Raw genomic sequence first — 11,181 nt, 5'->3', positions numbered from 1 at the left:
TCTGACTCCTCTAATGATGAAACTCTTTTCCAAATTCGCTTCATCATAAGGAATTCAGATTCCTTTTACTTCTTTTCTTATGTCGAACTCACGTTAGGTAAATACTTTATCAAAAAGACAAAGAAAGGATATCGCAGCATGAAATTATCGCGCTGGATATAGGAAATGAAATCAGAAGATTTGAATAAAATTGTGGCGACCTAAAACAACGATTATCCCCGCTCAAGCAGCGGGGTATTACGTTGTTTTTTCCTCTTCGGGACAGTCGCCTCTGCTGTTTCTAACGCCCCAAGGGGTCAGAGAATTGACCTGAAGAGATTAAAATAAAAACGATATTGCATGACCAAAGCGTATCAAAATATATATCAGACTGCTTTCTGGCCCTCTGCTTGTACTGTTGATAACCGTTTTATTAAACGGCTATCAACTTATTTTATTCTAGTGACCGCGATTTCTGAGTTTTTGAATAGCAGTAAGTTGAGCTGCTGCCTCAATTAATTCAGCTTGAGCACGCGCATATTCAATCTCAGATATTTTATTTTTCATAGCTTCTTCAGCTCTTCTTTTTGCTTCTAAAGCTTTAGCTTCATCGAGATCTTTGCCACGTATGGCAGTATCAGCTAGTATCGTTATCACGTCTGGTTGAACTTCTAACATACCACCTGATACATAAACTGCTTCTTCGTCTTTTAAAGGAGCTTTAATTCTCACCATACCTGATCGAATACGCGTAAGCATTGGTGTATGATTAGGAAAAATCCCCACTTCTCCCATAAGTGCAGGTGCCGCAATAAACTCTGCGGGTCCAGAATATATTGATTCTTCAGCACTTACAATATCCAGATGAAATATTGTGCCCATTTGGTTTATATATTATATTTGCTTTATTTATTGAATCGTTTTAGCTTTCTCAATCGCTTCTTCGATTCCACCAACCATATAAAAGGCCTGCTCTGGTACATCATCATATTCACCATTGACAATCCCTTTAAACCCTTTGATTGTTTCTTTCAATGGCACATATTTGCCGGGTGAACCAGTGAATACTTCTGCCACAAAGAATGGTTGAGATAAGAATCTCTGAATCTTTCTTGCCCTGCTTACAGTTAATTTATCTTCAGGTGAAAGTTCATCCATGCCAAGAATTGCAATAATATCGCGTAATTCCTTATATCGCTGCAATGTTTGCTGTACTGCACGAGCAGTATTGTAATGATCCTCTCCAACGATCATTGGATCTAATTGTCGAGATGTGGAATCGAGCGGATCAACTGCAGGATAAATTCCCAGCGACGCGATATCACGCGACAATACTACCGTAGCATCAAGATGTCCAAATGTTGTTGCTGGAGAAGGATCCGTTAAATCATCCGCTGGTACATAGACAGCCTGTATGGATGTAATAGATCCTGTTTTAGAAGATGTAATACGTTCTTGTAAACGTCCCATCTCTTCAGCAAGCGTAGGTTGATAGCCCACAGCAGAAGGCATCCGTCCAAGCAACGCAGACACTTCTGTTCCAGCAAGTGTATAACGGTAGATATTATCTACAAAAAATAAAACGTCACGGCCCTCATCACGGAATGACTCTGCCATGGTCAACCCAGTTAATGCTACACGCAAACGATTACCTGGTGGCTCATTCATCTGGCCATAAACCAGAGCAACCTTATCCAATACCTTGGATTCCTTCATCTCGTGGTAAAAGTCATTGCCTTCCCGAGTTCTTTCTCCAACACCTGCGAATACAGAGTAGCCACTATGCTCAATCGCAATATTACGGATCAACTCCATCATATTCACAGTTTTACCTACACCTGCACCACCAAACAAACCAATTTTTCCGCCTTTAGCGAATGGACAGACTAAATCAATAACTTTAATGCCCGTTTCTAATAGTTCAGTTGAAGCCGTAAGTTCATCAAAAGCAGGTGCAGCACGATGAATGGGCATGCTTTTTTCAGCACCTATGTCGCCCATTTCATCAATAGGTCTGCCTAGTACGTCCATAATACGACCAAGCGTTTTCGTACCTACAGGCACTGTGATCTGCTTTTCCGTATTTTCAACTGTCATTCCTCGGCGCAATCCTTCAGAAGATCCGAGAGCAATTGTCCTTACGATCCCATCTCCGAGCTGCTGCTGTACTTCAAGTGTTAAATCCGTGCCTTTCATTATCAGTGCGTCATAAACATTAGGAACACTCTCCCTCTGAAATTCGACATCAATCACTGCACCGATACATTGAACAATTTTACCCTGGTTCATTATTGTTCCCTAAAAACTAAAATATTGATTAAACAGCGGCTGCACCACCAACAATTTCTGACAATTCTTTAGTAATTGCGGCCTGACGAGATTTGTTATAAATCAATGTCAACTCATTAATTAAATTACCTGCATTATCTGAAGCAGCTTTCATAGCAACCATTCTAGCAGATTGCTCCGATGCCATATTTTCTGTTACTGCCTGATAGATTAATGCTTCAACATATCTAACCATAATATCATCTATTATTGGCTTCGCTTCAGGCTCGTATAAATAATCCCATAATTTCCTTTGGTGGGTATCCTGCTCCCCTGCACGTAAGCGCTCATCAGATAATGGCAACAACTGCTCCATCAGAGGCTCTTGCTTCATCGTATTTACAAAGCGATTGTAGAAAAGATAGACCCTGTCAAATCGATCCGCTGTATATCCATCAAGCATTATCTTGATAGCACCTATCAATTTCTCGATATTTGGTGTATCACCAAGACCCGTTATATGGGAAATGATGTTTGCTCCAATGCGACTCATAAAACCCAGGCCTTTGTTGCCAATGCAACATACTTCGATTTGCTCACCTTCGGCTTCCCACGTGCGCATCTGATTTACAGCTTTGCGCAAAACATTAGTATTAAGGCCGCCACACAAACCTTTATCTGAGGTCACTACAATAATACCAATACGTTTTACCGTATCACGTCCTATCAAAAAAGGATGGTGATATTCCGTACTCGCACGACTCATATGAGCAGCAACATTGCGGATTTTCTCACCATATGGTCGAGCTTTTCTCATGCGTTCCTGAGCTTTACGCATTTTTGATGCAGCAACCATTTCCATAGCACGAGTAATCTTCTGCGTATTCTTAACGCTTCGGATTTTATTGCGTATCTCCCTGCTTCCAGCCATCAGTTAATATGCCCCAGTTTTTTTAAATTCTTCAATTGCTGCTGATAATGCTTGCTCAGTCGCATCATCCAGATTTTTGGTTGTTTCAATCTTATCCATGATTCCAGCATGTTGGCTACGCATATAGCTTCTCAAAGCAGCTTCAAATGCTAAACCTCGCTTGACTTCGACATCATCAAGATATCCCTTATTCAACGCAAAAAGTGTCAATGCCATCTCTGAAACACTCAATGTAGCAAATTGCGACTGTTTCATCAGCTCAGTCGCCATTTTTCCCCGCTCAAGTTGCTTACGTGTTGCTTCATCCAAATCCGATGCAAACTGTGCAAAAGCAGCAAGTTCACGATATTGCGCCAATGCTAATCGTATACCACCACCTAGTTTTTTAATTACTTTTGTTTGTGCTGCCCCGCCGACGCGCGATACAGAAATACCTGCATTAATAGCGGGACGGATTCCAGCATTAAATAGATCTGTTTCTAGAAATATCTGTCCATCAGTAATGGAGATAACATTGGTTGGCACAAATGCAGTTACGTCACCTGCTTGCGTTTCAATTATTGGTAACGCTGTTAACGAACCTGTTTTTCCCTTAACCGCTCCCTTTGTATTTTTTTCGACATAATCTGCACTTACCCTTGCTGCACGTTCCAATAAGCGAGAATGTAAATAAAATACGTCCCCTGGATAAGCTTCCCGACCAGGAGGTCGACGGAGCAATAACGATATTTGACGATATGCCCAAGCCTGTTTGGTCAAATCATCATATACGATGAGCGCATCTTGCCCTCTATCTCTAAAATATTCACCCATCGTGCAACCTGAATAAGGAGCTATAAATTGCATCGCGGCGGACTCAGAAGCAGATGCCACAACGACAATGGTGTACTCCATTGCACCATGCTCCTCAAGCTTACGCACGACGTTTGCAATTGATGAGGCTTTTTGCCCAATTGCCACATAGATACAGATCATATTCTCACCTTTCTGATTAATGATTGCATCTATTGCTACAGCCGTTTTCCCGGTCTGACGGTCTCCAATGATCAATTCGCGCTGGCCTCGACCAACTGGTACCATGGAATCAATGGCCTTAAGCCCAGTTTGAACTGGTTGATCAACAGATTGTCGCCAAATGACGCCTGGTGCAATTTTTTCTATGGGCTCTGTTCCCTTAGCAGAGATAGGTCCTTTCCCATCTATGGGTTGTCCTAATGCGTTAACTACCCGTCCTAACAAACCTTCACCAACCGGTACCTCCAATATTCGTCCTGTGCATTTGACAGTATCGCCTTCAGTGAGGTGTTCATAAGCACCCAGAATAACCGCACCGACTGAATCTCTTTCTAAATTCAATGCCAAACCAAAGGTATTGCCTGGAAACTCAAGCATTTCACCTTGCATAACATCTGAAAGACCGTGAATTCGGACAATCCCATCGGTTAATGATACGATGGTGCCTTGAGTACGAACTTCGGTAGATATAGAAAGTCCTTCAATCCTATTTTTAATCAGCTCACTGATTTCTGATGGATTTAACTGCATTTTAATAACTCCTAGCTTTTGAGGGCAACAGACATGGTCTCGAGTTTACCGCGTACGGAGCTATCAATAACTTCATCGCCAATTACTATCTTTACTCCGCCTATTAACTCTGGATCTATGTTTACTTTTGCTTTAATTTTACATTTGAATTTTTTTTCAAGCATCGATACTAATTGTTCTAGTTGACTATCTGAAATAGCGTACGCAGAAATAATACTTGCCTCCAGTATTCCTTCATACTCAGATTTTAGCTGTTCATACAAGGCGCTTAATTGCGGAAGCAGTTCTAAACGATTATTTTCAATCAGTAAAGTAACTAAATTTTTTCCTTCATTATCGAGCTTATTTTCACAAACCTCTAAAATTATTTCAGCTAATTTGCCGGTTGGTACACCTGGATCTGCTACAAGTGCTCGTATTTGCTCTACTGATGTTGTCTCAATAAGAGCATTTAGCATATCCGACCAAGACGATAATGCATTCTTTTCCTTTGCTAATTTAAATACAGCTTCAGCATAAGGTCTAGCAATTGTTATTTCCTCAGCCATTACTTCAACTCTTTTTGAATAGATGCAAGTAGATCGGCATGGACTTTGGCATTCACCTCACGCCGCAATATTTTTGTTGCCCCTGCTAATGCTAAATCGGCAATTTGTTGACGCAAAGCTTCTTTTGCCCCAAATATTTCATGCTCGATTTCAGCTTTAGCAGCTGTCAATATTCGATTCCCTTCTATCTTTGCATTTTCCTTGGCTTCTTCAACAATCTCCGTTGCTCGCTTCTCAGATTGTGCAATAATTTCTGTAGCGCGTTGCTTGGCTTCTTTCAATACTTCTGAAGATCTTTGACTTGCAAGCTCTAACTCTTTTTTGCCACGCTCACCAGCAGCCAAGCCATCTGCAATTTGCTTTTGACGCTCTTCAATTGCTCGCAACAAAGGTGGCCATACAAATTTGACCGTAAACCATACAAATATCGAAAAGGCTACTGCTTGAGATATGAGAGTGAAATTAATATTCATAGCCAGCTTCGTGTAAGTTTTATTAATTGCAAATAAATATTATTGAATTACCGCTAATAAGGGATTACCGAAAGCAAATAGCATGGCCAAGCCAACGGCAATAATGAATGATGCGTCAGTCAATCCTAATAACAAGAAAACTTTACCTTGTAAAGTTGGAATCATTTCTGGTTGGCGTGCGGCACCCTCAAGAAAGCGACTACACATAACTCCCACACCAATACATGCTCCTGCTGCACCCAATCCAATCATCAAACCAATTCCGATTCCGGTATAAGCTTGTATCATTGCGAGAAATTGCAACTTTTCCATTGTTTTTTCCTTCCTTTAAAAAATTTATGTTAAAAAAACTTGTATCTATTTAATGTGATTCATGCGCCATTGATAGATAAACCACTGCAAGCATCATAAAAATAAATGCCTGGAGTGTTACTATAAGAATATGAAAAATTAACCATCCTGCACCCAGAATCACGCTAAAGAAAGAGCCTGTAACGCCAGTAGCAGCCCACATACCCAAAAGTAGGAAAATGATTTCTCCTGCGTAGATATTCCCAAAAAGCCGCAGAGAATGTGACAGAGGCTTTGATACATATTCAATAAGGTTAAACAATAAATTCAGCGGCCAAAGTATTGGATTTTTGCCGAATGGCGTACAAAACAGCTCATATGACCACCCTCCCAATCCTTTTACTTTAACATTAAAGAATATCATCAAGAACCATATCGAGAGCGCTAATGCAAAAGTGGTATTCACATCTGTAGTTGGAACGGAGCGCCAATTATGCAATCCAAATACATGCTCATAAATCGATGCCATAATATCTATTGGCAACAAATCCATTGTATTAAGCAGCAACACCCAAACAAAAATAGTTAATGCAGCCGGCGCGACAAATGCGTGCCTATCACCATGAAATGTATTCTTTACTTGCGAATCGACAAATTCAACAAGTAACTCAACAAAGGCCTGTCGTTTAGTTGGCACGCCGGGCGTTGCTCTACGCACTATTAGCCACAAAATACCCATTCCCAGGACGCCGAGAATGATAGACATCAGCAATGTATCCACATGCAATGTCCAAAACGGCCCATCTCCTAGAGATGCAGTTAAGTTAGTAAGATGATGGTTTATATATGAGGTTGGAGTAAGCTCAAGATCTGATGCCATTATTGAATTATCTGCTATTTAATTTTGTTATTTAATATCTTTAGAATCATCAGGCACAAATAATGCCATACTAAAGATGATTACTGTTATGACAAATACTCCGATAAACGCGCTAGCATTAACTTCTTCATACACTGCAAATACTGTCCAAAGCAAAGTTATTATAACAACTATTTTTACTGCCTCTGCTCTGAGTGCTGTACGTATTGCACCACCAGCTGTATAACTTTTATGACGAGAAATTATGAGCGCATAGATTATTGAAGAAATCACACTGACCATTCCACCAAGAAATCCTGAAATAGCCGCATGCAACCCAAATACTCCCCAAAATACTAGCGCTATAAATGCTGTAAATAATACTTGCCAGCGTATCACCACGTGCAGTGGTTTATTTCGTATCCAAGGCATTATCGTTCTCGCTTAGAACCGAAAATTTTTCAGCTACACGCACATATAAAAGAGCTTGATTTTAACCCGCTTAGGCTTATCAGTCAACGCGGGCTGATTCAAAAAATATAAAAAATGCAAATACCAAGTGATGATTTCAAAATGATTTGTGAAATAGATCAAGTATTTTGTTTCATAGAGACTGAATTCCTCTATATATCAAGATTGGTTACTCGCAATGCATTTTTTTCAATGAATTCTCTACGAGGCTCTACTACATCTCCCATGAGTGTTGTAAAAATTTCATCTGTAAGAATGCTGTCTTCAATTTGTGCACGTAACAAACTACGGTTAGCAGGATCCATGGTGGTTTCCCATAATTGTTCCGGATTCATTTCTCCTAATCCTTTATAACGCTGAATATTTACTCCTTTTTTTGCTTCTTCCAACAACCAATCAAGCGCTTCTTTAAATTCTTTGACAGACTGCTTTTCCTCTCTACGCTTGACGAATGCGTTTTCCCCTATTAAACCATCAAGGACTTGTGCAGCTTTTTGAATTTGTAAGAAATCAGAACTTTGTACAAAATCATGATCCAGATAACTGATCTGAACATTACCATGATATACATGAATTATCTTAAGACGGAAATGTTCCAATACGTCATTGAATTCTGCTTCGATTTCAACATCGTGAAGTATTGAAGTTAGCCTGGCTGCACTATTCAATGCTGCTACCTCGTTACTTAAATCGATATTAGGCTGCTTAAGCAAAGCATACAAGACACCGCTATCGATAAGCCTACTCATACGCTCGATAACCGCTTCTGCCAACAAATATTCACGAGCAATATTTGCCAGAGTTTCACCAGTAAGAGGTGGTTTATTTTCATGAGCATAAAGCTCAGCATTGGTTAACGCTAAGCCAAGCATATATTGTTTTAGTTCATAATCATCTTTGACATAACGCTCCTCTTTACCATTTTTAATTTTGTAAAGTGGTGGCTGGGCGATGTAAATATGTCCACGCTCAATCAATTCAGGCATTTGCCGATAAAAGAACGTCAACAAGAGTGTGCGAATATGTGAACCATCGACATCTGCGTCAGTCATGATGATGATGCGATGATAGCGTAGTTTGTCAGGATTAAACTCATCTTTACCAATGCCTGTTCCGAGCGCAGTAATGAGTGAAATAATTTCCTGGGAAGAAATCAATTTATCAAAGCGAGATTTTTCCACATTCAGTATTTTTCCCTTAAGCGGCATGATCGCTTGAAATTTTCGATCCCGACCCTGTTTAGCAGATCCCCCAGCTGAATCACCTTCCACCAGATAAAGCTCACATAATGCTGGATCTTTTTCTTGACAATCAGCAAGCTTTCCCGGCAATCCCATACTGTCCAGTACACCCTTACGTCGAGTTAATTCACGTGCTTTTCTAGCTGCTTCACGTGCTCTGGCTGCATCGATGATTTTGTTGCAGATCATTTTTGCATCACTTGGGTGCTCAAGTAAAAATTCTGAAAGTTTTTGTGTCACGATTTCTTCCACAGCAGGGCGCACTTCAGATGACACAAGTTTTTCTTTTGTTTGTGATGAAAATTTGGGTTCAAACAGCTTTACCGACAGGACACAGGTCAACCCCTCACGCATATCATCACCTGTCGTATCAACCTTAGCTTTTTTGGCCAATTCGTTTTTTTCGATATAGCTATTGAGCGTGCGCGTCATCGCAGCTCGCAATCCAGTCAAGTGGGTGCCCCCATCCTTTTGAGGAATGTTATTTGTGAAACACAAAACTTGTTCAGTATAACTATCATTCCACTGCATCGAGACTTCTACCACTATATTATCTTTCATGCCATTAGCGTAAAAGATGGCAGGATGCAAGACTGTCTTTGTTCGATTGATATATTCGACAAAATTACGAATACCCCCTGCGAAAGAAAATACTTCTTCCTTATCATTACGCTGATCAATCAGTTTAATTTTGATACCATTATTCAGAAAAGAAAGCTCACGTAATCGCTTTGCGAAGATATCATAGTGAAAGGTTATATCACCGAAAATTTCCTTACTTGCCAGAAAATGAACTTCAGTTCCATGCTTTTCAGTTTCACCTATCACACTTAACGGTGAAAGCGGCACACCTTTATGAAATTCTATATAATGAATTTTCCCTTCACGTCGAATTGTCAAACGCAACCATTCTGACAGTGCATTTACTACGGACACGCCGACGCCATGCAATCCTCCCGATACTTTGTAGGAATTGTCATCAAACTTTCCACCCGCATGTAATTCGGTCATAACGATTTCTGCCGCTGATCGTTTCAATTCATCATCCTGCTTTATTCCAGTGGGAATACCACGACCATTGTCGTGCACACTAACAGAGTTGTCAGAGTGGATGATGACAATAATTTCATCACAGTGACCAGCCAAGGCCTCGTCGATGGCATTATCGGCTACTTCAAATACCATATGATGTAGCCCAGTGCCGTCACTGGTATCGCCGATATACATACCAGGACGTTTACGAACAGCATCAAGCCCTTTTAGAATTTTGATGCTATCTGAATTATATTCGCGAGATTTACTGGAGTTTTTTTCGTTCATCATGATTGATCACTTTTAGTAGTACTTGTTGAAAAAATATTTTGCCTAATAAAAATAATTTGGGGATTTTTTTCTTTTTTTACAGTCGCATCGGCATCACAACATATTTAAAATGATCATTCCCTGGAATGGTTATCAAAGTACTACTATTGGCATTTTCAAAAGCACATTGAACGCTGTCATTATTGAGATTATTCAGTACATCCAATAAATAAGTAATATTAAAACTGATATCGATAGTATCTTGGTTATAGTCAATTTCGAGATCTTCTTGGGCTTCTTCTTGTTCACTATTTTTACAAACGATACTTAACACGCCACTTGAAATAATTAGTCTTACTCCTCGAAATTTTTCACTCGCATTGGATAGGATGGCAACTCGTTGCAACCCTTGCAGAAAGCTTTGGCGATTTATATTGAATTGTTTGGTATTATTTGTAGGAATCGCACGATTGAAATCTGGAAATTTTCCTTCGATAACTTTGGAAATCAATACAACATCAGAAAAGATAAAGCGTATCTTTTTTGGAAAGATTTCGATAGCAACAGGCTCATCATTATCATTAAGCAATTTTGAAAGTTCCTGCACGGTTTTCCGAGGAATGATTGTTTCTTTTCTTTCCCATTCATTTTCCAATTCAATAGAACTATAGCTAAGACGATGACTATCAGTAGCTATAACCTTCAATTGGTTGCCTTCGATTAAAAGCAATAAACCATTCAGATAATAGCGAATATCCTGCTGTGCCATAGCATATTGGACTAAGTGAAGAAGATTTTTAAAATTTTGTTGCGAGAGTCTAAGTGTGATCTCAGGAATCTCTTCCTTAGTCATTCTCGGAAAATCATCTGCAGAAAGTATTTGCAAACTAAAACGGCTTTTATCTGCATTAACCTGTACCCGATTATCAATTTTTGATAGGGTAACTTCTGTATCGGAAGGAAAAGTACGCAAGATATCTAACATCTTTTTTGCTGAAACAGTAACAGCGGAGAATTCCTGTGCGATCACCGTTTCAGAAGCTTGAAAATACGTTTCAATTTCTATTTCAAGATCAGTAGTTACAAAAATAATCTTTCCATTCTCTTTCTTGATAAGGACGTTGGAAAGTATTGGTAAAGTATGACGACGTTCGACAATACCACTGACAGTTTGCAAAGGTTTTAGCAAAAAATCCCGGTTAGCTTTTATTAAATTCATAAAATTTAACTTTCAGTAATAATATATAAAGATAAGGTAATTCTGGTATATCTT

Annotated in this window: 11 protein-coding genes; all 11 read right to left on the bottom strand. The window is 39.5% G+C overall.

Going from position 1 to position 11,181, the window contains the following annotated elements; all coding sequences use genetic code 11:
- Positions 1-438: 438 nt before the first annotated feature.
- Positions 439-861: a F0F1 ATP synthase subunit epsilon gene (locus tag BLV54_RS07825; protein ID WP_090570207.1), complete on the bottom strand. Its 423-nt coding sequence runs from the start codon at positions 859-861 to the stop codon at positions 439-441.
- A 27-nt stretch (positions 862-888) separates the two neighbouring features.
- Positions 889-2,268, bottom strand: a complete 1,380-nt coding sequence (atpD, locus tag BLV54_RS07820; RefSeq protein WP_090570204.1) for a F0F1 ATP synthase subunit beta — start codon at positions 2,266-2,268, stop codon at positions 889-891.
- Positions 2,269-2,296: 28 nt separating this feature from the next.
- Entirely contained in the window at positions 2,297-3,178 is an 882-nt protein-coding gene (atpG, locus tag BLV54_RS07815) for a F0F1 ATP synthase subunit gamma (RefSeq protein ID WP_090570201.1), read from the bottom strand.
- Between the two features lie 3 nt (positions 3,179-3,181).
- The gene (atpA, locus tag BLV54_RS07810) at positions 3,182-4,723 is read right to left on the bottom strand and encodes a F0F1 ATP synthase subunit alpha (protein WP_090570199.1); all 1,542 of its coding nucleotides are present in this window, start codon (positions 4,721-4,723) and stop codon (positions 3,182-3,184) included.
- 11 nt (positions 4,724-4,734) lie between these two features.
- Positions 4,735-5,271, bottom strand: coding sequence for a F0F1 ATP synthase subunit delta (locus BLV54_RS07805; protein WP_090570196.1), 537 nt, complete (start codon positions 5,269-5,271; stop codon positions 4,735-4,737).
- Positions 5,271-5,744, bottom strand: coding sequence for a F0F1 ATP synthase subunit B (locus BLV54_RS07800; RefSeq protein WP_090570191.1), 474 nt, complete (start codon positions 5,742-5,744; stop codon positions 5,271-5,273). The genes BLV54_RS07805 and BLV54_RS07800 overlap by 1 nt, the downstream gene beginning before the upstream one ends.
- A 39-nt stretch (positions 5,745-5,783) precedes the next feature.
- Entirely contained in the window at positions 5,784-6,056 is a 273-nt protein-coding gene (gene atpE / locus BLV54_RS07795; RefSeq protein WP_090570188.1) for a F0F1 ATP synthase subunit C, read from the bottom strand.
- 49 nt (positions 6,057-6,105) lie between these two features.
- The gene (gene atpB / locus BLV54_RS07790) at positions 6,106-6,915 is read right to left on the bottom strand and encodes a F0F1 ATP synthase subunit A (protein ID WP_090570185.1); all 810 of its coding nucleotides are present in this window, start codon (positions 6,913-6,915) and stop codon (positions 6,106-6,108) included.
- A 27-nt stretch (positions 6,916-6,942) separates the two neighbouring features.
- Positions 6,943-7,326 (bottom strand): ATP synthase subunit I, encoded by a 384-nt coding sequence (locus BLV54_RS07785; RefSeq protein ID WP_090570182.1) that lies wholly within the window; start codon positions 7,324-7,326, stop codon positions 6,943-6,945.
- Between the two features lie 191 nt (positions 7,327-7,517).
- The gene (gene gyrB / locus BLV54_RS07780) at positions 7,518-9,926 is read right to left on the bottom strand and encodes a DNA topoisomerase (ATP-hydrolyzing) subunit B (RefSeq protein ID WP_090570180.1); all 2,409 of its coding nucleotides are present in this window, start codon (positions 9,924-9,926) and stop codon (positions 7,518-7,520) included.
- 79 nt (positions 9,927-10,005) lie between these two features.
- Positions 10,006-11,127, bottom strand: coding sequence for a DNA polymerase III subunit beta (dnaN, locus tag BLV54_RS07775; protein ID WP_090570177.1), 1,122 nt, complete (start codon positions 11,125-11,127; stop codon positions 10,006-10,008).
- Positions 11,128-11,181 lie beyond the last annotated feature (54 nt).

This window comes from Nitrosomonas sp. Nm33 (assembly GCF_900107265.1).
Classification (GTDB): Bacteria; Pseudomonadota; Gammaproteobacteria; order Burkholderiales; family Nitrosomonadaceae; genus Nitrosomonas.
Note: the sequence above shows the minus strand (reverse complement) of the source record. Positions and strands in the feature narration are given on the sequence as shown.